A 25,405-nucleotide genomic window follows, 5' to 3' on the forward strand; every position below is an offset into this window, starting at 1 on the left:
TACTCTTATATTTATACTTTGGGAGAATGATACTGCGGTATCACAGTCATACGAATGTCGGGGCCAACCCGAACCACATCAGAGATATCGAGCTGCAATACATCTTGCATCGATTCGAAACCAAACTGACCAAACAATCCTCGTCCGTCACTACCCATTAATTTCGGAGCCAGATAGAGAATAATTTCATCAACTAACTGCTGTGACAGCAATGCCTGAGAGAGTGTCGCACCCGCTTCAACCCAAAGATGATTCACTTGATGCTTGTCAGCTAACTGACGTAACAGAGAACGAAGATCGAGCTTACCTGTTGAGTCAACAGCGACACAAATATCTGCGTCGTTCTGCCCCACCGTCAACACGGCCCCGTCGCCATCATACAGCTTCAGTTCGGCATGTAAGCGGTGATGCCGATCCAAAATGATTCGTGTCGGTTGACGGATATCAGCCAATGGATAAGTCTGATAAACCGACTCAGGAAGCGCATGACGCCGAACTGTCAGGGCTGCATCATCCGCAATAACCGTTTGGCTGGTTGACAAAATTGCACTGGCTCTGGCCCGAAACTTTTGCACGTCGGCCCGAGCTTGCGGCGATGTGATCCATTGACTGGCGCCGTTTGCTAAAGCAGTCTGTCCGTCAAGGCTGGCCGCCATTTTCAACTGAACCCATGGCATCCCGGTTCTCATTCGTTTGAGGAAAGCAGGATTGAGTGCGTTTGAATCGGCTTCCAGTAATCCAGTCAGGACTTCAATTCCTGCGGCTTGCAGCATCGCAATACCACGGCCGGCTACTTGCGGGTTTGGGTCTTGCATCGCACAAATGACTTTCACCACCCCAGCCTGAATCAAACCTTCAGCACAGGGGGGTGTTCGACCATAGTGGGAACAAGGCTCCAGTGTAACGTAGGCCGTTGCGCCTTGTGCTTGCGCGCCAGCCTGCCGCAACGCATGAACTTCCGCATGAGGTCCACCGGCCTGCACATGATAACCTTCCCCCACGACTTGACCAGCTTTGACTAAAACACAGCCAACATTCGGATTTGGGGTTGTGGTGTAAACGCCTTGCTTTGCTAACGCGATCGCTCTTGACATCATTTGATAGTCAAACGCGCTAAAAACACTCATCAATACAGCCTTCTAGTCTTCCAGTCTGGCAATTTCTTCACCAAATTCCCGAATATCTTCGAAGCTCCGGTAAACCGAGGCGAAACGAATGTATGCGACTTTATCAAGTTCTTTCAACTGTTCCATCACTAAGTTACCAATCAAATCACTAGGAACTTCTCGCTCACCCGTCGCCCGCAGCCGCGACTTAATCGTGCTGATGGATAGGTCAATGGCATCAGCACTGACCGGCCGTTTTTCCAACGCCCTCAGCATACCATTGATCATTTTATCCTCATCAAACGGTTCACGATTACCATTTGACTTAATCACTCTGGGCATCACAAGTTCTGCGGTTTCAAATGTGGTAAACCGCTCATGACAAGCCAGACACTGTCGGCGCCGACGCACTTGGTGTCCATCGGCAACCAAACGCGAATCGATCACTTTCGTATCATTTTCCGAACAAAAAGGACAATGCATAACACCTCCACTCCAATGAGAGTGAGTTTAACGGAATTGCTCACAGGAGGGAAAGGAAAAGGGGCAGAAATGCCCGCTTATCACACAATCCATTTGATTCATCTGAAAATATCAACTTCTGGATAAATAATCAGCCCGGCCGACCCACTTATAACTGGTGAGTTCTTCAAGCCCCATCGGTCCCCGGGCATGTAATTTTTGCGTTGAAACAGCGACTTCGGCACCTAAACCAAACTGAGCACCGTCAGTAAAACGCGTTGAAGCATTGACATACACCGCGGCAGAATCGACAGCATTGATAAATTGTTCAGCATGATCGAGCCGATTGGTCATAATCGCATCCGAGTGACTGGCATGATGCTCACGCATATGTTGAATGGCTTGATCGATATTATTAACCACTTTCACACCAAGCGTATAACTCAGCCACTCCGTATCAAAATCACCATCCTGAGCAGCTCTCAGAGATACTGCACCCGCCAGCCCCGCCTGCGCTGATGCATCAGCAACAAAAGTCACCTGTTCACTCAAACGCTGAGCCAACAATGGTAAAAACTCAGCGGCAATCTGCTCATGAACCAATAGTGTATCCAATGCATTACAAGCCGATGGACGCTGCACTTTCGCATTTTCAATCACATCCAGAGAGCGGTTCAGGTCAGCACTGTCGTCGATAAACATATGGCTGATACCAAATCCACCGATAATTACCGGAATGGTGCTATTTTCCTGACACATTTTGTGTAGCCCGGCACCACCGCGTGGAATAATCATATCGACGTATTGATCCAGCTTCAGTAGCTCGCTGACCAGTGCTCGTTCCGGATTCTCAATATATTGAACGGATGCGGCTGGTAATCCGGCTTTTTCCAATGATGATTGAATAACTTTGACCAGTGCCATATTCGAGTTAAACGTTTCTTTGCCACCTCGTAATATACTGGCATTACCGGTTTTCAAACATAACGCGGCAATATCAATCGTGACATTGGGTCGCGCTTCATAAATAACACCAACAACCCCTAATGGCACACGACGACGAGAAAGAGACATCCCATTTTCCAGAATACGGCTATCCATTTCTCGTCCAACTGGGTCCTGTAAACCAACCACATTGCGTACATCACTGGCAATGCCGGCTAAACGCTCGGTATTGAGTAATAACCGATCCAACAAAGCATCACTCAATCCCGACTGACGCCCCAGCTCAATATCCTGTGCATTCGCAGCCAAAATTGCATCGCGATTCGCTTCCAGCTCATCGGCAATGATGGTTAAAGCTCGATTTTTCTGTGCCGTTGTGGCGGTTGATAATTGAAAAGCGGCTTCTTTAGCGGCTTTTCCCATCAATATTAGGTCCACGCTATTCTTCCTTTTTATTCCTGAATCACAACCATATCATCCCGATGTACCACTTCGGAACCATAATCATGCCCCAACAGTTCATGAATTTCTTTACTATGTTTGCCCTGAATGATCTCCAGATCCTGACTGGAATACGAAGAAATCCCCCGGGCAATGACCTGCCTTGACTGATTGAGAATGATTGCCACATCGCCCCGGGAAAACACACCGTAAATTGCGATGATCCCTTTTGCCAGTAAACTACTTCCCTGAGAAACAACCGCGTTCACGGCACCATCATCAATCATAATCTCACCGGATGCAGCAGGCCCTGCCAGAATCCAACGTTTGCGATTTTCCAACGCTTCTTCCAGCGGTAAGAATCGAGTGCCTTGAGGATGTTCGCTCAATGAATCCGCAATCACATTCGGGGCCCGCCCAGAAGCAACAATTACTTCAATACCGGCTCGACGAGCAATATCTGCGGCTTGCAACTTGGTTGCCATACCGCCGGTTCCGAGTGTCGTGCCGCTTCCCCCTGCAATTTTCCGCAGCGTGTCATCAATTTTTTTGACTTCTCGAATCAACTCAGCATTCGGATCCTTGCGCGGGTCAGCCGTAAATAATCCTTTTTGATCCGTTAAAAGCAGTAGCTTATCGGCACCACATAATATTCCGACCAACGCGGATAAATTGTCATTATCGCCGACTTTAATTTCAACGGTTGCCACAGCATCGTTTTCATTCACTATCGGGATAATGTCATGCGCTATCAACGAATTCACGGTATCTCGTGCATTTAAAAAACGTTCACGATCTTCTAAATCGGCACGGGTCAGTAACATCTGACCAATTTTGAGACCATAAATCGAGAATAGAGACTCCCAAGTCTGGATAAGCTGGCTTTGACCAACGGCTGCCAGTAACTGCTTACTTGCGATCGTATTCGGTAATGCCGGATAGCCGAGGTGCTCCCTTCCGGCAGCAATCGCCCCGGAAGAAACTAAAACAACGGCATGTCCCTGACGCTTCAACTCAGCACACTGCCGGACAAGCTCTACCATTTGTGCCCGGTCAAGCGCTAGCGTTCCGCCAGTCAGGACACTGGTTCCCAACTTGATAATAATTGTTTTTGATTGTCGTTCTTTTTCAGGTTGTTCTATCGCCATCATCAATCATACGATCTAAGTAGAAAAGGAGAGATTCTTTTTAGCAATCAAAAGGGCAATTCACAAGTAGAAAAAGGTGCTGCTGCACCTTTTTTAACAGAATGAGAAAATAAGATGAGAACTATTTATCGACCAAAAGTGGATCACAGGTGGCTAGCTCACAACCAAATTGATCTTTGAGTAACGTTTCCAGCTTCGCGTGGAACGCTTTTTGAGTTCGATGAACTTCTTCTAGTGCCTGAGGTTGAGGCTCTTCAAGGACCCAATTTCCGGCGCGATCATATCGACCAATCGCATATTTTGCTTCGAACAGCTGTTCATTCGAGTGTGATAATGACATCCACCACCCCCAAAACTCCCTCACTTCCGGTGATTTTTTATCATTGACACAAACGGCCAGACAATCAAACAGGTAAGTTCCACTCTGATATTGTTCTTCTCTCAAATATGGACCTAACAATCTAAAGGCTGCATTTAATCGGTGATGGGTTGGTTCCTTACTCAATTCTGGCATTTCAGCACTCCTTTTTTACAGAATTGCATGTCACTCTAAAAGTTCAACAAAGCGCATATCTAGTAAATAAAATAGCACAAAAAGTCACTGAATCAGTTCATCTTCGAGCCAGTTTATCGCCAAATCGAGGGCTTGCTCATATCCGTGAAATAATGTCTTTGACTTAATCTCTTTTGCCCGACCACCAACGCTATAGGATGCAACTAGTTGGTTATCTGAATAAGGCGATACCGGATCGCCTTCCAATCCCAAGGCCAGAATGGGTGTTTTTGTCTTTCTACCGACAAGAAATCCTTGGGCTTTGAGTGACCACGCCCGCAACTGCATTGATAAACTGTCAATATCGACCACGCTTTTTCCTAATCGGGATGCCAGTACATCCAGATACATCTTCGGCATCCGTTTTAGTTTTTCAGGAGAAGACAAAATATCATGCACTGGAGCCCCCAAAGAGATACAGGCTCTGATTTTACTGGACTCAACAAATGACAGCCGGATCATCGCATTGCCGCCGAAACGAAAACCAATTAATCCGACCCGGTGGTGATCGACCCAAGGTAAACGAGCAAGCTGATTAAGAACGGCTTGGTGGAGAACGGAGGTATCTTCGGTTAAAGGCCATTGCGAATTATACCCAATGGACGGCATATCAACCGTCAACATTGCAATATCCCTCTGCGCCAGATAATCTCGGAATAAGCGCCACATATCGGTTTGCAGACTATCCAGACCGGCCGTTACAATGACAACTGGCTGAGGGCGCTCCGTATGCGATAAATGCAAATGAGCAACAATTTTCTTGTTCTTATACGGAAACTCCAACTGTTTCACAATGTATCCAGAACGTTTTGCAGCTTCCGTATAGGCGGTGTTTGCCAATGCCTGAGCCTGGATGGCAAGCGTGTCATTCTTAAGATGTGGGTATCCAGCAATACTAAAACATAAGGAAGCGGTAAACATTCGCTCGGCCGCAGCCTCGCCCTCAAGCTGATCGGACTCGTGCTGATAACGGACACCTAATTTATTCCATTCATAAGCCCAGTTTCCTTGCCGATATCCCATCACCGTATCCAGCCATTTATCGACGGTTCTGGAGTGCAATGAAGATGCGATCCGCGCTAATACTTCTTCCTGATCAATCGAATCAATACCCTGCCATGCCCATTGCATTCGCCTTAATGTCCGATACCAAGCACCCTCAATTTTCTGAGCCACAAATCCTTGGCTGCTTGACATGTATTGGGTCAATGCCGAGGTTTCTTTAGCCTGTTTATGATTGTCAAATAATCGCTCAGAAAGGTTTTCACTGTTCTTGTTACTCTTAGGCATAAATCGGGACCACTTCGGAAAATGTTTAAATTCATCAAAAAAAAATGGTCCGTAACAGGACCATTTTCTCAAATTAGCATCAATTCATACGAACAGATCTATTTCAGCTTACGATTCACTGGCTCAACATAGGATAGTACAGTATCCCAAGGTTGTTCAATCCATGTATCCTGAGCGACATCAACGATGTATTCGTCGACTAAATCTTTACCGGCTGGCTTGGCACACACAGTCACAAGTTTAGCTTTTGGATACAACTCGCGAATTTTACGTGCTGTATCACCGCTATCTACCAAATCATCGACAATCAAATACCCTTCACCATCATGTTCAGGTGCTTTAAGCACGTTCATATCGCGCTGATGATCATGGTCATAACTAGAAATACAGATAGTATCGACGTAACGAATACCCAATTCTCGGGCAAGAATTGCTGCTGGCACAAGTCCACCGCGACTCACCCCAATCAGACCTTTCCACTGTTCTGCGGGCATTTGGCGCTCGGCAAGCTGACGACAATACATCTGCATATTATCCCATGTAATCAGGAATCTTTTGCTCATTGTTTTCTATCCAATTTTTTATCTAAAATCTAATTCGTTAACCTGCGATATATTTTACAACAAAAATCGCAGCCATGAACCACACGCTGAGTGAAACATGACGGGCTTTACCACTCAAGAGTTTAATTACCGCATAGGAAATAAAACCTAAAGAGATACCTTCTGCAATTGAAGATGTGAGAGGCATCATTAAACAAGTCACGACAACGGGTGCAGCCTCTGTGAGATCACGCCAGTCAATACCAACCAACCCGGAGAGCATCAGAATAGAAACATAAAGCAGCGCACCTGCGGTTGCATACGCGGGAATCATCCCTGCAAGAGGCGCAAAGAATAAAGCAAACAGGAAGAGAATTCCAACCACAACGGCCGTCAATCCTGTCCGTCCGCCAGTTGCAACACCAGCAGCACTTTCAATAAAAGAGGTTGTATTCGATGTTCCGAGTAACGCACCAGCAACAGTTGCTGAAGAATCAGCCAATAATGCCCGGTTCAAACGAGGAATTTTTCCGTCTTCACCGATAAGATCTGCTTTTTGAGCAACACCAACTAAGGTCCCGGCCGTATCAAACAGGTCAACAAATAAGAATGCAAACACAACCGAAATCATCCCGACATCTAATAACGCTGAGAAATCTAGCTGTAGAAATGTGGGGGCAATACTTGGTGGCATCGAAACAAGCCCACCCCAGTGGACATCACCAAGCATCAAACCAATCGCACTGATCGCCAGAATAGCGATCATCACACCACCTTTTATATTGCGGTAAACCAGAGCGATCGTGAGGAAGAAACCGAGGGCACCTAAGACGCAGTGAAGTGAGGTAATATGACCAAGAGAAACCAGTGTGGCTGAATTATCAACGATGATACCTGCATTTTTTAATGCGATGAAAGCAAGAAATAAACCGATCCCCGATGAAATGCCGGTTCTCAAAGACATCGGTATCGAATTGATAATCCATTCCCGAATCTTAAATAAACTCAGCAAGATGAACAACACGCCTGAAGCAAATACCGCAGCCAAAGCAACTTGCCACGTATACCCCATGCCGAGTACGACGGTATAGGTGAAAAATGCATTCAGTCCCATCCCGGGAGCCAACGCAATCGGATAATTTGCGATAAATCCCATGATGAAACAGCCAACAGCGGCCGCCAAACAGGTTGCAACAAAAACAGCGCCACGATCCATACCTGTATCGGCTAAGATCGCTGGATTGACAAAAATGATGTAAGCCATGGTCAGAAAAGTCGTAATTCCCGCAATGACTTCTGTTCGCATGGTTGTCCCATGTTCACTCAGTTTAAATAGCTTCTCGAGCATGATGGTTCCTGTATAGATTCAAGTAAACGGTTGCGTAAACGATTGGGAGGCGATTATAGAGAGTAAAGACGGCAAATTCTAGCGTAATTGATATAAAAACTGACCTAATAGTCAAGTTTATGAAACCTTGTAAATATTCCGATTTACACTACAAAAGTCATCAAAAATCCGCTTGTCATCCCCATAAGAGACTTAACTTAATAAGGCCAGACAATACCATGTGAAAGGATAAAAAAACGCCACTTCACATGGAGTGGCGCTGGAAAGGGGTCAAAATCTTCCAATAAATTTAGGGGTGAACAAAAATGTCCGAGCTGCAAGTTTCTATCGTTTCCAACTCTACAACAGACCATCAGAGCAAATTGGTCTAGTCAGAGTCCTGAATATCCCCATTAATCTCGCAGGGGAAATGCTCCATTCAGGCAACACCATAAACTGGTTAAATAGAAGCATTGCAAACAGAATCGAATATACCATAAAGAAAATTTATTACAATAAAATCGTGATAAAAATCAAATAAAACTAATTTCTGTCAATTTTTATTGAGGTTTATGTAATTAAATTACCAAATTTAAACTTAATTATGAAAATTTATTCCTTAATCATAACAATAATAATCAATATAATTCATATTAATTTTTCAAAAAAACATTTCTCCTGCTATCCCCTGCATGATGAGGGTGATATTCTCTTGCTATCGACTGGTGCGCATGGGTCTTCAGTACAAGCTTGTCTTCACTAACGAATGCTTCAGTACAATGAAGCCTTAAGCACCAATTCAATTTGATTTGATCCACTTTTCATTGACCACCTTGTGAAACAGGAGTTTTCAGTGTCAGAATTCCAATCCGAAATTAGTCATCTTTCACCCTCTCTCGTCTGGAAGTTTTTCGATAAGATATGTTCTATCCCGCATCCTTCATACCATGAAGAAAATCTAGCGCAATACATTATCGAATGGGCTCAGGGGCAATCACTTGATGTCAGGCGTGATCCAACGGGTAATATTTTTATTAAGAAACCAGCAACATCAGGTATGGAAAACCGAAAGGGTGTCGTGCTGCAAGCGCATCTGGATATGGTGCCACAGAAAAATGAGGAGACCGTTCATAACTTCGAACAGGATCCGATTCGTCCTTATATTGATGGTGAGTGGGTCACCGCTCAAGGCACAACCCTTGGTGCAGACAATGGTATCGGGATGGCAACCTGTCTGGCGGTTTTAGCCTCAGACAATATCCAACACGGCCCTTTAGAGGTGCTGTTAACGATCAATGAAGAAGCAGGTATGGCCGGTGCATTTGGTCTGGAACCGGGTTACCTTGAAGGAGAGATCCTGCTGAATACCGACTCAGAACAGGAAGGGGAAGTTTACGTCGGATGTGCCGGAGGAATTAACGGACTGCTCGCTTTTGATATTGAACGCTGTCAAGTTCCGGCAAATCATGTGATCCGAAAACTTCAGCTCAAAGGTCTCAAAGGCGGCCATTCTGGCTGTGATATCCATCTCGGCCGAGGCAATGCCAATAAACTGTTAGCGCGATTTTTGGCACAACATGCCGAGCCCCTCGCGCTCCGGCTGATTGATTTTCAAGGCGGCTCGCTGAGAAATGCCATTCCTCGTGAAGGTTTTGTTACCTTATGTCTGCCTGCAGAAAATGTATCCAAACTGACAGAAGCATTCCAATGTTTCACCGCAACAATTAGTCAGGAGCTGGAACAAGCTGAAGGGAATATCATAACTGAATGCCATGACGTTGAGCTGAACTCGGAACAATATCAGGTATTTGATTTATCGACGCAGCAACGTTTCATTGCAACACTCAATGCCAGTCCCAATGGCGTGATTCGCATGAGTGATGATTTTCCCGGAGTGGTCGAAACCTCACTGAATCTAGGAGTCGTCAAAACTGAAGCATCAACAATTTCGATCCTCAGTTTGGTCCGTTCTTTAATCGACTCAGGTCGTCAACAGGTAGAAAGCAGTCTGAGGTCTATTGCCGAACTTGCACATGCAAAAGTTGATTTCTATGATGCTTATCCTGGTTGGAAGCCTGATACGAATTCAGCCATTATGGCCATTTTCAGAGAACAGTACGAAAATATCTATGGTCATAAACCGCATATTATGGTGATCCATGCAGGCCTCGAGTGTGGATTATTTAAGCGCCCCTATCCGGATATAGATATGGTGTCGTTCGGTCCGACTATTAAGTTCCCGCATTCTCCGGATGAAAAAGTGCAGATCAGCACAGTTCAGCAATTCTGGGAACAAATGATCGTCATGCTGAAAAGCATCCCCGAAAAAGACTAAGTCATGATATGCCGTAGCGGAAAATAACACCGTCCGCTGCGGTGAACACCATACCAACATGACGTAAATTTAAGCAACTTATCCCATTGAAAATAAAAATAATTTAGTTGTAAGCTTCAATGTACGACATCTATCATGATTATTTATCGTTACGGATAATTTTTTTATTCGCTCAATACTGAAACTGCTGGTAGTGTTCCCTCTGGCAAAGTCACATCTGTTTAAAAATCAAGCGCGCTTCTGTATAAGATGCTCCCTAATAGCTATGATTGCCAATGGGGGAATAGCCTTGCAGGAATAAAATTGCCCAGCGCCTTTCCTATCGATTCAACGTCTATTAATCGAAGAACATAAAAATGAATGAAAAAATTATGATTGGCTGGAGAGAAACTCTCAGTCTCCCAGCTTTGGGAATTCACACGATCAATGCAAAGATCGATACTGGCGCAAAGACATCTTGTCTCCACGCATTTAAAGTAAAAACTTTCAAAAAAGAAGGCGTACAATGGGTACGATTCTGGTTACATCCCCATCAAAAGGACGATTCAGAAGTTGTCATTTGTGAGGCGCCAGTAATCGACCGACGCACCGTCAGAAACTCCGGCGGCTATGAGGAAAAACGTTATGTAATCCGTACAGAGATTAAGCTTGGCACGGAGCAATGGCCAGTCGATATTACGCTGACGAACCGTGAAAATATGGCATTCCGAATGTTATTAGGCAGGACAGCGATGCGCCCGAGAATCATCGTTGATCCGGATGCATCATTTCTACTGACTTCTGGTGATAACGCATGAAATTTGGCATTCTTTCAAGAAATAGCTCGCTCTATTCAACTCAGCGACTGATAGAAGCATGTAAAGAGCGAGGACATGAATATAAAGTGATCGACGCCTTACGTTGTTACATGAATATCAACTCAGAAAAACCTGAAATCCATTTTAAAGGGGAGCAGTTATCTGGGTTTGATGCCATTATTCCTCGCATCGGGGCATCAGTGACTTTTTATGGCACGGCTGTCTTACGTCAGTTTGAAATGATGGGGGTTTATCCAGTGAATGAATCCGTCGCCATTAGCCGTTCCAGAGACAAACTTCGCTCCATGCAATTACTGTCCAGAAAGGGCATAGGTATGCCTATCACCGGGTTTGCCAGCAAACCAGATGATATTAAGGACTTATTGAATATGGTCGGCGGTGCACCTGTTGTAATCAAACTTCTTGAAGGAACACAAGGGATTGGCGTTGTTTTAGCCGAAAACCGCAAAGCAGCGGAAAGTGTGATTGAGGCATTTATGGGGCTCAAAGCAAACATTATGGTTCAAGAATACGTCAAGGAAGCCGGCGGCGCTGATATCCGCTGTTTTGTTATTGGTGATAAAGTTATCGCATCGATGAAGCGCCAAGGCGCTGAAGGTGAGTTTCGTTCAAACCTGCACCGGGGCGGAACAGCAACATTGGTCAAGATTTCGCCTCAAGAAAGGAAAACAGCCATTGATGCAGCAAAGATTATGGGACTCAACGTTGCCGGTGTTGACATCCTCCGCTCCTCTCGCGGCCCGCTGGTGATGGAAGTCAATTCATCTCCCGGTTTAGAAGGTATTGAAAAAGCAACAGGCAAAGATATCGCAGGGATGATCATTGAGTTTGCCGAAAAGAATGCGCAATCGAGAAAAACAAGAACTCGGGGACGAGGATAACCTATCCCCTCAAGAGTCAGGTGACAGGCTCTTGAGGGAACATTCTTCACTGAAATCGAGTTACAGAAATAGCAATACGAGTCACTATCCTACTGAGAAAATAGAGAAAACCATATCACGGCAACAACAAAGAGAGGGCAAACATATTTAATATATGCCGGCCATAAACGTCCGAACCAATGTTGAGAAACGCCCGAAAAACCGTGCTCAAGTTCGGTAATTTTAGCGCTATGACGCCAAACCCATCCCCCGAACAGACAAAACATCAAAGCTGCAAGCGGCTGTAGGTATTGTGTTGCCAACATCACCACCAACCCAAAAAGTTCAGCGAAATGATAGAGCACCACCACACTAAAGAGCGCTATGACTGTGCCCAAAGCCCATGTTGTACCATTCCGGCTGGTATTCCACCGTTCACTGACAAGCGTCACCGGACATTCCAGCATTGATATCGATGAAGTCAACGCAGCAATGGTCAATAGCAAAAAGAAGATGATGGCAAAAAACTGCCCGAAAACTCCCAAACTCTCGAACATCATCGGTAATACACGGAAAACCAATGTATCGGAATTGAGCAAACTCCCATCCGCTGCATAAATTTCAACACCTTGCTTCATTGCTACAAACATCGCAGGCATAACGACCAACCCCGCAATAAAGGCAACTCCGGTATCAACCAGTGTGACACTCAACGCCATTTTGGGGAGATTCTCTTTTTTACTCAAATAGGAGCCATACACCAACATTGAGCAACCGCCAATGGTCAGCGAGAAGAACCCTTGTCCCATTGCAGCAAGAATCAAGTCTTTATTCCATATTTTGCTGAAGTCAGGAATCAGATACTGCTTGAGTCCGTCAACGGCTCCGTCTTGCATCAAAATATAAATGAACAATACGGCAAAGAGGACAAACAGAGCCGGCATCAAACGCGTAGACCATTTTTCGATGCCCTGCTTAACACCGCCCTGAACAATCAGAATCGTTAAAACATAGAAAATAACGGTTCCTAACAAATTACGTTCAACCGAGAAACCTTCTAACCACTGAGAGAGTTCTCCCCACCCCAATAGCTGACAGAATGCGGCCAGAAAGAAACAAATGATCCAACCACCGACAATACTGTAAAACGCAAGTACCGCACAGGGAACACTTAATCCCAGCCACCCTACGCCAGCTGCAAATTTCTGGGTTTTCGGTTCAGATGAAAGAGCACGCATACTATCGACTGGATTCGCTTGACCGTGGCGTCCTATTGCCATTTCAACGACCAACATCGGAAAAGCAACAAAAGCAATCAGAATCAGATAAACCAGCAGGAAAGCACCACCACCATTACTGGCAACCTGAGTCGGAAATCCCCAGATATTACCCAACCCTACCGCAGCACCGGAAGCCGAAAGAATAAACCCAAGTCGAGACGCGAAAAAATCACGCGAAGAAGATTGTGCCATACCACTCATACAACATATCAATAAACTAGTTGGCAAGTACAATAATCAAAAAATTGGTTTTTCACAATCAAAAAAGAGTGTCTTCGGTGTTCAGAGCTCAAATGTTCTTATATTTAACTGTAAATAAACATAAACAAACGATAAGTCTCTATTTTTTATCTGTCACTGGATAAGACATCGCGGGTGGCGGAAAATGCGGTAAAGCAGCTAATTTTAAGTCACCAATCAAAACTCATTTGCTCTTTTTCACTCGGTTCGACATTCAGTCCAACAGACAGACCGATAAGGCGAATCCCTCGCCCTTGCTGCCTCAACAGCGCATCTCGCAATAACACAGTAAAAAAATTCTTATCTAAAGTTTGTTGTTTGTGTTCAACTGTCGTTTGCTTAAAATCATCAAATTTCAGCTTAACCCCTTGCCGGATAATTCCCTTTTCCGGGGATATTTTTTCAAGCCGAGTCACTAAAGATGGATATAAGCGGCCAATTACGTCTAAACACTCTGCTTCAGTATAGATATCGGTGCTAAATGTTCTTTCAACACCGACGGACTTTCTAACCCGCGAGACTTCAACAGCCCTTTTATCGATACCATGACATCTGTCCCACAGTGTTTGACCAAAGCGGCCAAAGTGTTTGACTAACAGATGATGCTCATATGCTTTCACGTCCTTGCCATGAAACAGGCCTAACTTGTGTAGCTTTTCTAAGGTAACTTTCCCCACCCCGGGAATTTTTCCCAGTCCCAAGCCATCAATAAAAGTGTGCAACTCATTCGGGGGAATGACACAAATTCCGTTTGGCTTGTTAATATCCGAGGCCACTTTCGCAACAAATTTAAGCGGAGCGACACCTGCACTTGCCGTCAGATTCAACTCAGATTCAATGGTCTTTCTGATATCTTGAGCAATCAATGTCGCAGAGCCTTTAAACAGCGTGGTATGCGTTACATCCAGATAGGCTTCATCTAAAGACAGCGGCTCAATCACATCTGTATATCGGGTAAAAATTTCACGTATTTGCTGAGAAACAGCTTTGTACTTCTCCATATTTCCAGAAATCACCGTCAGTTGCGGACATAGCCTGAGCGCATGAGAAGTTGGCATTGCCGAACGAATACCATATTGACGAGCTTCATAATTACAAGTGGAGAGCACCCCACGCCCAAACTGAGATCCCCCGATAGCCAATGGAATACCTCTCAGGCTGGGATTGTCTCTTGCTTCAACCGCTGCATAATAACAATCAAGGTCTATGTGAATGATTTTATTGGTCATAGTCATTCTCGATACTCAGTGACGTGTATTGAATTGGCTATCAAATAGATTGGTTCTGCTGATCAGTTATGAATAGTATATACTGTAATTATATACAGTATATACTATTTTTTCATGGCCTCTTTTAAGTGAGCATGAGTAAAAAACTACTTGATGAAAGATCAGCAAGGAGCGAGTTCCGTCACTATCGAGATTGATATAAAAGTTCTGTTGCTACACCGAACATAAAAAAGGCGGGAACCACCCGCCTTTCTCATTTGTTCATCGCGTGAATTCACCTAGAATTCAGAGCAAGGTTTAGGCTTGCGTTTCAACAGGTGAATTCGTGGCAGTAGCAGGCCCGTAATGACAATCGCAATCCCGAGTAATTGTAACTGAGTCACGGCATGACCGAGCATGAATGAGGTGAGTACAGAAAAGATCGGGACAAAGTTGAAAAACAGTGCCGCATTCGCTGATCCAAGGTGACGTACACCATTTAACCACAGCAAATAACCCGCAACTGTGCTAAACATGCCAATGTAAACCACTTCCGATATGCCTAATGCTGTACTATTCCACAATTCAGCGAACGGATACACTTCCGGTGATATCAGACACATGATACCAATCACCAAAGCTCCGCTCAGCATACCGATAAAGGTATAAGAAATTACAGGCATCCAACGACTAATCTCCTGACTAACATAGGTATAAAAGCTCCAAGCAAGCATACCACCAAAGATCAACTGATCGCCGTGGTTGATCTGCATAGAGAATAACGTTTCAAGATGCCCGTTGGTGATCACCATCAGTACGCCGGCCAGACTCACCAGCAGACTGAAACATTGTACAAAAGACGGAAAAGTGCGCAGTGCAATACACGCGATCAGAGATGTCATCAGCGGACTAAGCGCCATAATCAGTGAACCGTTGGTCGCATTGGTGGTCGCCAGTCCCGTAAACAGACCAAGGTTGAGCCCGCCCACCCCGACAACGCTGGCCGAAATGACCCAACACCATTGATACCCGCTCAAGTGCATTTTTGGCATACGTTTAACTTTGAGGTATACCGCCAGACATGTGGCCGCAATAATGAAGCGCCAAAACACTAAGGTGAGTGCGTGCACTTCATCTAACGCATGCTTACCGATTGGAAAGCTGCTGCCCCAAAAGAAGGTACAGATAATGAGAAGAACAACCGCTTTCATCGTTGAATTAGATTCCATCGTCACTCCGAATGACTTGCCAAAACTTACTACTTAGTGTATTGCTTTCAATAATTAGATAAATAAGCAATTTTAAGACAGTAAATACCAATAATGAAACCTAGCTATTCGTTAGACGACCTGCGCTGTTTCTGTGCTGTTGCACGTGCAGGCAGTTTCAAAGATGCAGCTCAATCTTTAGGGATGCCACTCTCCACTTTGAGCCGCCGTATCCGACAACTTGAAACGGATCTACAGCTTCGGCTACTCAATCGGGACGCTCATCGAGTTGCACTGACCAGCACCGGTGAACAGTATTTTCAGCGCTCCGCCATGCTGTTTGACGAACTCAATGATATTGATGAAGATCTCCATCGGGATAAATATCAGCCGCAGGGAAAAATCCGTATTTCTGCACCAATCAATGCTGGCTCATACTTCCTGCGAGATATCTTTTATGATTTTTTGCTGCAATATCCAGATATTCAGCTGGATTTGAATTTTTCCAACTCTCTGATTGATATTGAAGCGGAAGGGATGGACGTGGTGTTTCGAGTCGGTAATCCGGTCGTCGACAACTGGATTGCGAGACCATTAAAGCATATCCATTTTATTTTGTGCTCTCATTCTGATTACGATATTTCCAGCATAACCACACCAGAAAGGTTGTGTGGTCACCCCACCATCATTTGTCGTCCAATGATACCGTGGCAGTTAGTACACAAAAAGAATAGTGAAACGTTTGATTATCATCCCCAGAAAGGAATCAGGCTGGAGGTGGATGAGATTTTGACGCTAATTCACGCCATAAAAGCAGGACTCGGTATCGGATACGTACCGGATTACTTTGCACTACCGATGATAGCTCAGGGGGAAATCAATCATGTGCTACCTGACTGGCGCAGCATAGCTCGCACATTATTTATGCTATATCGCGACCGGGACAACTTACCGATGCGAGTCCGCCTGTTCGTCGAGTTTATGATCAAGCACTTTAACGAACACTAACTTCATCGCCAACAGATGACAAAGAGACTGATGTACCTTTTTCATCTCAAAACAGCACCATTTGATCACCACGCCGAGGCGGAACTTGAAAGCGACTGTAATCCAATGGTTCCGATTTTCGTTCCTCAGCACTCATTTTACGCCTTGCCAGATGAAAACGTTGTCGAATGAAATCAGCATAAACACCACTGCCGGTCATTCGTTTACCAAATTCGCCTTGATAGAGTTGCCCACCATGCATACTACGGAGATGACTAAGCACTCGCTCAGCCCGTAGAGGAAAATGTATGTATAACCAATCTTCAAATAAAGGGGCAACCTCATGAGGTAAGCGTAACATTACATAACCAACACATTCAGCCCCCGCTTCAACACTTGTCTGAACTAAGGTCTCTATTTCATGATCGTTAATAAAAGGGATTACTGGCGCGATCATCACGGTCACAGGTATATTTTTCTCTCTCAACGCACGAATCATTTTCAAACGGACAGATCCCGGAACAGCTCTCGGTTCGAGTCTACGCGATAAGTCATTATCAAGCGTCGTTAAGCTGACACCGACATGAACGAGCTGTTCTGATGCCATCGATTGCAATAGGTCAATATCCCTCAAAATCAGAGAGCTTTTCGTAATCAAAGAAATCGGTTGTTTATATTCATAGGCGATATTCAATAGTTTCTGGGTAATCTTTAACTCTTTTTCTATCGGTTGATAGGCATCGGTATTGATACCAAGCGCAATCGGTTGACACTGATAATTCGGATGTCTGAGTTCTGTTTCAAAAACCTCTGGGGCATTTATTTTTGCCGTCAGACGTGTTTCAAAATCAATGCCGGGAGAAAGATCCAGATACGCGTGTGTCGGCCGGGCAAAACAGTAAATACAACCATGCTCGCAACCTCGATACGGATTTATCGAAAAACGAAACGGAATATCCGGAGATTGATTCGATGTAATCAAGGTCTTGGCATATTCGTAGCGAATCTCTGTGTCCGGTGAAGATACAGAATGAAAATCATCTTCCGTTTCAATCATGCGGACTTCAAAACGCCCAGGGATGGCTGACATCGTTCCGCGGCCTTGGAACCGCTTCCCTGATACATCGCGTGACATAACAACTCATGATACTGTTTATATATACAGTATATCATAGACGCAATTTCTCGAGATCGCGATCTAATTTTTTGTGGTTCACCAAATAATTGCAATCACGTCCTACGTGACTGACAGCGTCCAATAGAGAGAATCAAGGAGAGGATGAATTGGAGGGCAGGATGCCGCTCTCAATATGGAAGAGTCCCCGTTGAGAGCAGCACAAACATAAACAGAGCTAAGCTCAATCAAGCAATACGGTCTTTGTTCCATTCAGCTAAACGTTCAGCTCTAGCAGCCGCTTTAGCTTCGCGTTTCTTGCGAGCATCACAAGGTTCAGGACAGTTGCAGACTTTTTCAATACCGACAGCCCCCAGACCACCACAGCTACCACTCACCATTTTCTTTTGGAATATATATCCAACCGCCATCGCTGCAATCACAACAACAAACATTGCAAAAGTGATTAGGAAAGTACTCATATTTATACCTCATTCACGGTTTAGACAGGCGGGAAGCAATCCGGAGAGAGCTTCTTTGAACCACATTTCGTTTTACAATCACTACAACTTCAGTGATTCATCCACCAACTGATCATTTTCCCCCGATTACCAAAAACCTCAATCTCACCAACAAACCTTTTAGTCCCTTCGATGAGATACTCTGTCATTCAACCATGACAAAATTCAGCACTTGGATAAAACAATGGCTGACTTTACAGTCAGCCATATCATACAGGGGATGAAATGACGGCTTAACCGCCGAAGTCATCCAGAAGAATATTTTCTTCTTCAACACCTAGCTCTTTCAGCATGTTAATCACGGCTGCATTCATCACAGGTGGTCCACACATGTAGTATTCACAATCTTCAGGAGCATCATGATCCTTCAGATAGTTCTCATACAGAACGTTGTGAATAAAACCAGTATAACCATCCCAGTTATCTTCTGGTAATGGATCTGACAGGGCACAGAACCACTTGAAGTTATCGTTCTCTTCTTGTAAAGCATCAAAATCTTCTACATAGAACATTTCACGCTTCGAACGTGCACCATACCAGAAACTGATCTTACGCTTAGACTTCAGACGTTTCAGTTGATCAAAGATATGTGAACGCATTGGCGCCATACCTGCACCACCACCGATAAAGACCATTTCTGCATCGGTATCTTTGGCAAAGAATTCTCCAAATGGACCAGAAATTGTCACCTTATCACCCTCTTTCAGAGACCAGATATAAGATGACATTTGACCTGGTGGTACATTCGGATTATTCGGCGGCGGTGTTGCGACCCGAACATTCAGCATGATAATGCCAAATTCTTCAGGATAGTTTGCCATCGAATATGCCCGAATGATGTCTTCGTCGACTTTCGACTCATAACGGAACAGGTTAAATTTTTCCCAATCAGAGCGATACTCTTCAGGGACATCAAAATCAGAGTACTTAATATGGTGTGCCGGAGCTTCAATCTGGATATATCCGCCCGCACGGAACGGTACAGATTCACCATCAGGGATTTGTAACTTCAGCTCCTTAATGAAAGTCGCCTTGTTATCATTAGAGATAACAGTACATTCCCACTTTTTCACCCCAAAGATGTCTTCCGGCAATTCAATTTCCATATCTGCTTTTACGGAAACCTGACATGCCAGACGTTCACCTTCGCGAGCTTCACCTTTAGAAATATGGCTTAATTCTGTAGGAAGAATGTCACCACCACCCGATTTAACTCTTACTTTGCACTGGCCACAAGAGCCACCACCACCACAAGCGGATGATACGAAAATACCAGATCCTGACAGTGCGCCCAGAAGTTTACCGCCCGGGCTTGTGACGATCGCTTTCTCAGGATCGTCATTAATTAGAATCGTAATGTCACCTGTTGGAACAAGCTTAGATTTGGCAAATAGAATCACCAAAACTAGAACCAGTACAATCAGAGTAAACATCACTACACCAAGAATAATGTCCATTGACTATTCCTTATTGCTGCGGTTTACCCGACTTACAGTTGAACACCAGAGAATGACATAAAGCCTAACGCCATCAGACCGACCGTGATAAACGTGATACCAAGGCCACGTAACCCGGGAGGGACGTCAGAATATTTCATTTTCTCACGGATACCTGCAAGCGCAACGATTGCAAGCATCCAACCAGCACCGGAGCCAAAGCCATAAACAATTGACTCAGCAAAATCATACTCGCGCTGTACCATAAACGATACACCACCAAAGATCGCACAGTTCACCGTAATGAGTGGTAAGAAAATACCCAGTGCGTTGTATAACGGTGGGAAGAAACGGTCAAGAACCATTTCCAGAATCTGTACTAACGCAGCGATCACCCCGATGAAAGTGATAAAGTTCAGGAAAGTCAGATCAATACCATCGACCAGTGCATTTTCTTTCAAAACGAGGTTATAAACCAAGTTATTGACCGGCACCGAAATGGTTAACACAACAGTAACGGCGATCCCCAAGCCAAACGCTGTTTTGACTTGCTTTGACACAGCCAGAAACGTACACATCCCCAGAAAGAAAGCCAGAGCCATGTTTTCCAGAAAAATGGATCGTACAAGCAAACTAATATAATGTTCCATTGTTCCTTACTCCTTCGCTTCCACTTGTTCTGGTTTGAACACACGGATGATCCAAATCAAGAAACCAATCAAGAAGAATGCAGATGGTGCAAGCAGCATCAAACCATTTGGTTGATACCAACCACCATTATTCACTAATGGCAGAACTTCCATCCCAAAAATCTTACCCGAACCAAATAGTTCACGGACAAAACCAACGCTGATCAGGACAAAACCATATCCCAGACCATTGGCAATCCCGTCAATAAACGAAGGAATCGGTGGTTCTTTCATCGCAAATGCTTCGGCACGTCCCATAACAATACAGTTTGTGATGATCAAACCGACGAAAACAGAAAGTTGTTTTGAAATATCATAAAGATATGCTTTCAATATTTGGTCAACCACAATAACTAATGAAGCAATGATTGCCATCTGGACAATGATCCGCACACTGTTAGGGATATGGTTACGAATCAATGAAACGAAAAAGTTAGAAAGAGCGGTTACAAATGTTACCGCCAATGTCATAACAAATGCCGTTTCGAGCTTCGTTGTGACCGCGAGTGCGGAACATACACCGAGGACCTGCAATGCAATCGGGTTGTTATCCAACACCGGAGCTAACAGACTCTTTTTCAGATCTTTCACAGTAGACATTAGTTCAGACCTCCGTCACGGACTTTTGCTAAAAATGGACCAAAGCCCTTATCACCCAGCCAGAAGTCAAATTGGTGCTGAACACCCACACTGGTCAGAGTCGCACCAGACAGTGCATCAACGCCATGTATAGATCCTGCAGGTGCACCACCTTTGACGATCTTAATTGCTGGTTTGTGATTTTCATCATAAAGCTTTTTACCAACAAACTGTTCACGCCAGTTTGGGTTTTCCACTTCACCACCGAGCCCAGGGGTTTCACCTTGCTCATAGTAAATGATGCCATCAACAGTATTACCATCTGTCTCTACAGCGACAAAAGCATACATCATTGACCATAATCCTTTACCATGGATTGGCAGGATCAAACGCTGAATTTTGCCATCCTGCTTCACAAGATAGACCAAACCATAATCAGCCCTATAGCGGATTTTCGCTGGATCTTCAGCTTCAGACAGTCTCAGAGATTGTGATTCATTTTTAGAAGCAGCTCGCTGATCATACTGAAAAGCAGTTTGTCCCTCTGGTGTTTTCTCAACCAATTCACCTGTTTTAAAATCCACCAGTTTCGGTTCGATATACTGTGTATAAAGTTCTTTCACGCTACCGGATGACATATCAACACCGGAAACTTCCAGAATCTTTTCCTGCTTATCCAAAACTGCATTTGTTTGTTGCTTACTACGCAGCCCTACAGCTGCCGTTGAAACGATGATTGAGCACACTAAGCTCAATACGATAACAACAAACAACGTTTTCTTAATGCTATCGTTATTGTTTGCCATAGCGCGCTAATCTCCGTTTGACATTCTTTTCAACAACAATATGGTCGAACAGTGGTGCAAAAAGATTCGAGAATAGAATCGCCAGCATCATTCCTTCCGGATAAGCTGGGTTGACAACACGAATCAAAACACACATTGCTCCAATCAACATTCCATAAGCCCATTTACCTTTATCGGTAAACGATGCTGAAACGGGATCAGTCGCCATAAAGAACATACCAAAAGCAAATCCACCAAGAACCAGGTGCCAATGCCAAGGCATATTAAACATTGCGTTGGTATCTGAGCCAATCACATTAAACAGGGTTGAAAGCGCAATCATACCGACCATAACACCACCGATGATCCGCCATGAAGCAATCCCCATATACACGATAAAAGCAGCACCAATAGCGAGCGCTAACGTAGACACTTCACCAATTGAACCGGGAATATTGCCAAGGAATGCATCCATCCAAGAGATAGTGGCACCTGTAACATTATTCACCAATGCACTTTGACCGCCTTGCGTCCACTGACTCAGTGCAGTTGCACCAGAGAAACCATCGGCAGCAGTCCAAACCACATCACCGGAGATCTGAGCCGGATAAGCAAAGAACAGGAATGCACGACCAGCCAACGCTGGATTGAGGAAGTTACGCCCCGTGCCACCAAACACTTCTTTACCGACGACAACACCAAAGGTGATCCCCAGAGCGGCTTGCCATAAGGGCAATGTAGGCGGAACAATCAGTGCAAACAGAATTGATGTAACAAAGAAACCTTCGTTGACTTCATGTTTCCGTACAATACAGAACAAGACTTCCCAAAAACCACCGACAATAAATACAGTCAGGTAAATCGGAAGAAAATATGTCGCACCAAGCAACATTTTACTGCCCCATCCTGCCGAGTCGGCCATCAGGGTACCGCCCAATAGTTCAGTAAACCAGTAATGCCAGTTGCCATCGATCACACTTGCCAGTTGTTGACCTTGATACAAGTGATTTAATGCAGCAATTGCCTGACCACCAGCGTTATACATCCCCCAGAACATTGCAGGGAAAACTGCTAACCAGACCATGATCATGATGCGCTTTAGATCAACGCTATCACGGACATGTGAGCTTTTTCTTGTTACCGTGCCCGGTGTATAGAAAATTGTTGCAGCTGCTTCATACAGTGCATACAACTTCTCATACTTGGCGCCCGGCTCAAAATGATGCTCGATGTCTTCAAGAAACTTTTTAAGACCCATGGAAATTACCCTTCCTTCTCAATCTTGTCGAGACACTCACGAAGTAACATGCCGTACTCGTATTTGCCCGGACACACAAAGGTACATAATGAGAGATCTTCTTCATCGAGCTCTAAAATCCCGAGACGCTGAGCACTGTCAGTGTCACCGGCACAGAGATCACGAAGGAGCAATGTCGGTTCCATATCAAGTGGCATTATTTTTTCATAATTGCCGATTGGAACCATTGCACGCTCACTACCATTTGTGGAGGTTGTCATATTGAAAAGCTGTCCTTGGAAAAGGTGTCCAAGGTACGAACGTGTGACTGAGAATTTATGTTTACCGGGAACTAACCAGCCAAACAATTCTTTCTCACGACCTTCTCGAAGCACTGAAACTTGAAGATGGTAACGGCCAAGATAAGCGTGAGGACCACTGGCTTTCACTCCGGAAAGGACTGAACCAGAAATCACACGAACTTCTCCGGGCATAATTTCGTTATCGACCAATTCGTCTAAGCTGGCTCCAATCGTCGTACGAACCAGACGAGGTTTATTCACAACCGGTCCAGCCAGAGAAACCACACGATCAACGTACAACTCTCCGGTCAAGAATAAATGACCGATAGCAATAACGTCCTGATAGTTGATACTCCAAGCCACATGGTTGAGATCCACAGGATAGAGGAAATGCATGTGTGTTCCGGGCAATCCAGCTGGATGCGGCCCTTCGAATACATGCTCTTCCACATTCGATTGAGCGGAGCGAGGTAAGCTCTTTCCTTGTTTACAAACGTAGACTTTACCTTCTGTCAAAACAGATAAAATGTCTAAACCTGCAACGAAAGCATCTGATTGTTCATTAATAATCAGTTGTGGATCAGCAGCCAAAGGATTTGTATCTATTGCAGTAACAAAGATAGCTTTGGTTGCAGAATCGATAGCAGGAACCTTGCTAAAGGGACGAGTACGGAACGCAGTCCACATGCCGGAATCAACCAACTGTGTTCTAACTTGCTCGCGATCCAAGCTTGCAAGTTGACTAGCGTCAAACTTATCGAACGTCTCCTGCGCATCACCGGCAGCTTCAATCACAACTGATTGAAGTACCCGTTTTGCACCACGGTTCACTTCGATAACTTTACCGCAGACCGGTGAAGTAAATTTCACACCCGGATTCTTCTTATCTTCAAAAAGAATTTGAGCTTTCTTTACTTCATCACCTACGCGGACATGCATCGTAGGACGCATACCAACGTACTCTTCGCCAAGCAAGGCGACTTTGCTGATGGCTTTACCATCACTTATCACCTGGGAAGGAGTTCCAGCAATAGGAAGATCCAATCCCTTCTTTATTGTAATCATACGCACTTGCACTATTTTATCGGGAAAAAGATTCTTTAAAATTCTGTAAATAAACTGGCTTTGTTTAGTTATTCAAATCGGGCATAAACGCCGAGAAAACTAAATGAGCCCTAGACACGACACTGGTATCCAGCCTTGATTCTTATTTGCAACAAGGTCATAACACCCTATTTAAAACACGTCTCTCACTCATGTGAGGCATATTTATCAGACACGGGAGTGTACCATCTTTTAGGCATTTGATGCCATGATCTAAGCTGCTTTTCTTTCTTCATTACGGTGCAATATAATGCAAAAAATTATCATAAATTTGATGAATAGCACACTTATCGCAAGCGATGTCGAAGATGTATATTTTTAGTAAATGAGTTGTTCAATCAAATAGATAAGCGGATTTAAAGTACAAACAGTCACAGTGGAGACAATCATGTCCCATGATTGTAAATGCACTCAGCCCACCACCGTTCAATTCTCTTTCTGGCCGCCACCATGACACATCGGACTATCAGGCACCTGAGTATTTTGTCGCCACTGTTCAGGGGTATAGGTATGAATCGACAATGCATGAACCTGACCGGCTAATTCATCAGCTAAAACCTGATTAACTGCTCGGTGTTGTTCAATTAAACGTTGTCCGTCAAACGAAGGGCTGACAATCACAACTTTGAAATGGCTTTCAGATCCAGCAGGCACATTGTGCATATAACTTTCATTCAGCACTTGCAGGTATTCTGGCTGGAATGCCTGATGTAACTTCGCTTCAATAGTTTCTTGTATCATGTACTTTCTCTCTCCGAGATCACCGAAAAAACGTGTTGAGCACAGATAAAAACATTCCGGTGAACCTGTGGCGACATATATTACTACTCTCTGACGTTTAGCAAAAGGTTTCAGTTTCTTGTTTGTGCTGCATTTGCGACAATAATC

General features: G+C 44.5%; 24 protein-coding genes. 4 read left to right on the forward strand and 20 right to left on the reverse strand.

Annotation, left to right across the window (positions count from 1 at the left end):
• Positions 1–11: 11 nt before the first annotated feature.
• The 8 genes from ribD to VRK_RS11130 all read right to left on the reverse strand — a co-directional run bounded on the left by ribD (position 12) and on the right by VRK_RS11130 (position 7,835).
• Entirely contained in the window at positions 12–1,127 is a 1,116-nt protein-coding gene (gene ribD / locus VRK_RS11095) for a bifunctional diaminohydroxyphosphoribosylaminopyrimidine deaminase/5-amino-6-(5-phosphoribosylamino)uracil reductase RibD (RefSeq protein ID WP_059121426.1), read from the reverse strand.
• 12 nt (positions 1,128–1,139) lie between these two features.
• Complete coding sequence (gene nrdR / locus VRK_RS11100; protein WP_059121427.1) at positions 1,140–1,589, reverse strand: transcriptional regulator NrdR; 450 nt, start codon at positions 1,587–1,589, stop codon at positions 1,140–1,142.
• A 111-nt stretch (positions 1,590–1,700) separates the two neighbouring features.
• Positions 1,701–2,951: a glutamate-5-semialdehyde dehydrogenase gene (locus VRK_RS11105; RefSeq protein ID WP_059121428.1), complete on the reverse strand. Its 1,251-nt coding sequence runs from the start codon at positions 2,949–2,951 to the stop codon at positions 1,701–1,703.
• Positions 2,952–2,965: 14 nt separating this feature from the next.
• Positions 2,966–4,105 carry a glutamate 5-kinase gene (gene proB, locus VRK_RS11110; protein WP_059121429.1) on the reverse strand — a complete coding sequence of 380 codons (1,140 nt, stop codon included), beginning with the start codon at positions 4,103–4,105 and terminating at the stop codon, positions 2,966–2,968.
• 118 nt (positions 4,106–4,223) lie between these two features.
• A complete protein-coding gene (gene crl / locus VRK_RS11115; protein ID WP_059121430.1) occupies positions 4,224–4,616 on the reverse strand; it encodes a sigma factor-binding protein Crl in 393 nt (130 codons plus the stop codon).
• 84 nt (positions 4,617–4,700) lie between these two features.
• Positions 4,701–5,945 (reverse strand): esterase FrsA, encoded by a 1,245-nt coding sequence (frsA, locus tag VRK_RS11120; RefSeq protein ID WP_059121431.1) that lies wholly within the window; start codon positions 5,943–5,945, stop codon positions 4,701–4,703.
• 98 nt (positions 5,946–6,043) lie between these two features.
• Positions 6,044–6,508 (reverse strand): xanthine phosphoribosyltransferase, encoded by a 465-nt coding sequence (gene gpt / locus VRK_RS11125; protein WP_059121432.1) that lies wholly within the window; start codon positions 6,506–6,508, stop codon positions 6,044–6,046.
• A 37-nt stretch (positions 6,509–6,545) separates the two neighbouring features.
• The gene (locus tag VRK_RS11130) at positions 6,546–7,835 is read right to left on the reverse strand and encodes an NCS2 family permease (RefSeq protein ID WP_059121433.1); all 1,290 of its coding nucleotides are present in this window, start codon (positions 7,833–7,835) and stop codon (positions 6,546–6,548) included.
• 832 nt (positions 7,836–8,667) lie between these two features.
• Here VRK_RS11130 and VRK_RS11140 point away from each other — a divergent pair.
• The 3 genes from VRK_RS11140 (at position 8,668) to rimK (ending at position 11,848) form a co-directional block, all read left to right on the forward strand.
• On the forward strand, positions 8,668–10,149 hold the full coding sequence (locus VRK_RS11140; RefSeq protein WP_059121435.1) for an aminoacyl-histidine dipeptidase: 1,482 nt from the start codon (positions 8,668–8,670) through the stop codon (positions 10,147–10,149).
• Between the two features lie 356 nt (positions 10,150–10,505).
• Positions 10,506–10,946, forward strand: a complete 441-nt coding sequence (locus tag VRK_RS11145; protein WP_059121436.1) for an ATP-dependent zinc protease family protein — start codon at positions 10,506–10,508, stop codon at positions 10,944–10,946.
• Positions 10,943–11,848 carry a 30S ribosomal protein S6--L-glutamate ligase gene (gene rimK, locus VRK_RS11150; RefSeq protein ID WP_059121437.1) on the forward strand — a complete coding sequence of 302 codons (906 nt, stop codon included), beginning with the start codon at positions 10,943–10,945 and terminating at the stop codon, positions 11,846–11,848. The genes VRK_RS11145 and rimK overlap by 4 nt, the downstream gene beginning before the upstream one ends.
• A gap of 89 nt (positions 11,849–11,937) precedes the next feature.
• On the opposite strand, the gene VRK_RS11155 is transcribed toward rimK, so the two are convergent.
• From VRK_RS11155 to VRK_RS11165, 3 genes are all read right to left on the reverse strand, one after another.
• Positions 11,938–13,299, reverse strand: coding sequence for a sodium-dependent transporter (locus VRK_RS11155; protein ID WP_157371902.1), 1,362 nt, complete (start codon positions 13,297–13,299; stop codon positions 11,938–11,940).
• 218 nt (positions 13,300–13,517) lie between these two features.
• Complete coding sequence (gene dinB, locus VRK_RS11160; RefSeq protein ID WP_059122743.1) at positions 13,518–14,576, reverse strand: DNA polymerase IV; 1,059 nt, start codon at positions 14,574–14,576, stop codon at positions 13,518–13,520.
• 278 nt (positions 14,577–14,854) lie between these two features.
• Positions 14,855–15,784, reverse strand: coding sequence for a DMT family transporter (locus tag VRK_RS11165; protein ID WP_059121439.1), 930 nt, complete (start codon positions 15,782–15,784; stop codon positions 14,855–14,857).
• Positions 15,785–15,877: 93 nt separating this feature from the next.
• On the opposite strand from VRK_RS11165, the gene VRK_RS11170 reads away from it, so the two are divergent.
• Entirely contained in the window at positions 15,878–16,771 is an 894-nt protein-coding gene (locus tag VRK_RS11170; protein ID WP_059121440.1) for a LysR family transcriptional regulator, read from the forward strand.
• Between the two features lie 46 nt (positions 16,772–16,817).
• On the opposite strand, the gene VRK_RS11175 is transcribed toward VRK_RS11170, so the two are convergent.
• The 9 genes from VRK_RS11175 to bolA all read right to left on the reverse strand — a co-directional run bounded on the left by VRK_RS11175 (position 16,818) and on the right by bolA (position 25,258).
• Entirely contained in the window at positions 16,818–17,885 is a 1,068-nt protein-coding gene (locus VRK_RS11175) for a PA0069 family radical SAM protein (protein WP_059121441.1), read from the reverse strand.
• Between the two features lie 227 nt (positions 17,886–18,112).
• The gene (gene nqrM, locus VRK_RS11180) at positions 18,113–18,346 is read right to left on the reverse strand and encodes a (Na+)-NQR maturation NqrM (protein ID WP_059121442.1); all 234 of its coding nucleotides are present in this window, start codon (positions 18,344–18,346) and stop codon (positions 18,113–18,115) included.
• A gap of 272 nt (positions 18,347–18,618) precedes the next feature.
• Complete coding sequence (gene nqrF, locus VRK_RS11185; protein ID WP_059121443.1) at positions 18,619–19,842, reverse strand: NADH:ubiquinone reductase (Na(+)-transporting) subunit F; 1,224 nt, start codon at positions 19,840–19,842, stop codon at positions 18,619–18,621.
• 32 nt (positions 19,843–19,874) lie between these two features.
• Positions 19,875–20,471 carry an NADH:ubiquinone reductase (Na(+)-transporting) subunit E gene (nqrE, locus tag VRK_RS11190; RefSeq protein ID WP_038183383.1) on the reverse strand — a complete coding sequence of 199 codons (597 nt, stop codon included), beginning with the start codon at positions 20,469–20,471 and terminating at the stop codon, positions 19,875–19,877.
• 6 nt (positions 20,472–20,477) lie between these two features.
• A complete protein-coding gene (locus VRK_RS11195; protein ID WP_059121444.1) occupies positions 20,478–21,110 on the reverse strand; it encodes an NADH:ubiquinone reductase (Na(+)-transporting) subunit D in 633 nt (210 codons plus the stop codon).
• Positions 21,110–21,895: a Na(+)-translocating NADH-quinone reductase subunit C gene (locus VRK_RS11200; RefSeq protein ID WP_059121445.1), complete on the reverse strand. Its 786-nt coding sequence runs from the start codon at positions 21,893–21,895 to the stop codon at positions 21,110–21,112. Before VRK_RS11200 ends, VRK_RS11195 begins: the two co-directional genes overlap by 1 nt.
• The gene (locus VRK_RS11205; protein ID WP_059121446.1) at positions 21,882–23,132 is read right to left on the reverse strand and encodes an NADH:ubiquinone reductase (Na(+)-transporting) subunit B; all 1,251 of its coding nucleotides are present in this window, start codon (positions 23,130–23,132) and stop codon (positions 21,882–21,884) included. The genes VRK_RS11200 and VRK_RS11205 overlap by 14 nt, the downstream gene beginning before the upstream one ends.
• A gap of 5 nt (positions 23,133–23,137) precedes the next feature.
• A complete protein-coding gene (locus VRK_RS11210) occupies positions 23,138–24,478 on the reverse strand; it encodes a Na(+)-translocating NADH-quinone reductase subunit A (protein ID WP_059121447.1) in 1,341 nt (446 codons plus the stop codon).
• 465 nt (positions 24,479–24,943) lie between these two features.
• Positions 24,944–25,258: a transcriptional regulator BolA gene (gene bolA / locus VRK_RS11215; protein ID WP_059121448.1), complete on the reverse strand. Its 315-nt coding sequence runs from the start codon at positions 25,256–25,258 to the stop codon at positions 24,944–24,946.
• Between the last annotated feature and the right edge of the window lie 147 nt (positions 25,259–25,405).

The sequence above is a fragment of the Vibrio sp. MEBiC08052 genome (genome assembly GCF_001506075.1).
Classification (GTDB): domain Bacteria; phylum Pseudomonadota; class Gammaproteobacteria; order Enterobacterales; family Vibrionaceae; genus Vibrio.

Excerpts from the sequence above, each read along its gene's own strand:
- ribD (WP_059121426.1), bottom strand. The coding sequence starts at position 1,127 with ATGAGTGTTTTTAGCGCGTTTGACTATCAAATGATGTCAAGAGCGATC.
- nrdR (WP_059121427.1), bottom strand. The coding sequence starts at position 1,589 with ATGCATTGTCCTTTTTGTTCGGAAAATGATACGAAAGTGATCGATTCG.
- proB (WP_059121429.1), bottom strand. The coding sequence starts at position 4,105 with ATGATGGCGATAGAACAACCTGAAAAAGAACGACAATCAAAAACAATT.
- crl (WP_059121430.1), bottom strand. The coding sequence starts at position 4,616 with ATGCCAGAATTGAGTAAGGAACCAACCCATCACCGATTAAATGCAGCC.
- frsA (WP_059121431.1), bottom strand. The coding sequence starts at position 5,945 with ATGCCTAAGAGTAACAAGAACAGTGAAAACCTTTCTGAGCGATTATTT.
- gpt (WP_059121432.1), bottom strand. The coding sequence starts at position 6,508 with ATGAGCAAAAGATTCCTGATTACATGGGATAATATGCAGATGTATTGT.
- VRK_RS11130 (WP_059121433.1), bottom strand. The coding sequence starts at position 7,835 with ATGCTCGAGAAGCTATTTAAACTGAGTGAACATGGGACAACCATGCGA.
- VRK_RS11145 (WP_059121436.1), top strand. The coding sequence starts at position 10,506 with ATGAATGAAAAAATTATGATTGGCTGGAGAGAAACTCTCAGTCTCCCA.
- rimK (WP_059121437.1), top strand. The coding sequence starts at position 10,943 with ATGAAATTTGGCATTCTTTCAAGAAATAGCTCGCTCTATTCAACTCAG.
- VRK_RS11155 (WP_157371902.1), bottom strand. The coding sequence starts at position 13,299 with ATGGCACAATCTTCTTCGCGTGATTTTTTCGCGTCTCGACTTGGGTTT.
- dinB (WP_059122743.1), bottom strand. The coding sequence starts at position 14,576 with ATGACCAATAAAATCATTCACATAGACCTTGATTGTTATTATGCAGCG.
- VRK_RS11165 (WP_059121439.1), bottom strand. The coding sequence starts at position 15,784 with ATGGAATCTAATTCAACGATGAAAGCGGTTGTTCTTCTCATTATCTGT.
- VRK_RS11170 (WP_059121440.1), top strand. The coding sequence starts at position 15,878 with ATGAAACCTAGCTATTCGTTAGACGACCTGCGCTGTTTCTGTGCTGTT.
- VRK_RS11175 (WP_059121441.1), bottom strand. The coding sequence starts at position 17,885 with ATGTCACGCGATGTATCAGGGAAGCGGTTCCAAGGCCGCGGAACGATG.
- nqrM (WP_059121442.1), bottom strand. The coding sequence starts at position 18,346 with ATGAGTACTTTCCTAATCACTTTTGCAATGTTTGTTGTTGTGATTGCA.
- nqrF (WP_059121443.1), bottom strand. The coding sequence starts at position 19,842 with ATGGACATTATTCTTGGTGTAGTGATGTTTACTCTGATTGTACTGGTT.
- nqrE (WP_038183383.1), bottom strand. The coding sequence starts at position 20,471 with ATGGAACATTATATTAGTTTGCTTGTACGATCCATTTTTCTGGAAAAC.
- VRK_RS11195 (WP_059121444.1), bottom strand. The coding sequence starts at position 21,110 with ATGTCTACTGTGAAAGATCTGAAAAAGAGTCTGTTAGCTCCGGTGTTG.
- VRK_RS11200 (WP_059121445.1), bottom strand. The coding sequence starts at position 21,895 with ATGGCAAACAATAACGATAGCATTAAGAAAACGTTGTTTGTTGTTATC.
- VRK_RS11205 (WP_059121446.1), bottom strand. The coding sequence starts at position 23,132 with ATGGGTCTTAAAAAGTTTCTTGAAGACATCGAGCATCATTTTGAGCCG.
- VRK_RS11210 (WP_059121447.1), bottom strand. The coding sequence starts at position 24,478 with ATGATTACAATAAAGAAGGGATTGGATCTTCCTATTGCTGGAACTCCT.
- bolA (WP_059121448.1), bottom strand. The coding sequence starts at position 25,258 with ATGATACAAGAAACTATTGAAGCGAAGTTACATCAGGCATTCCAGCCA.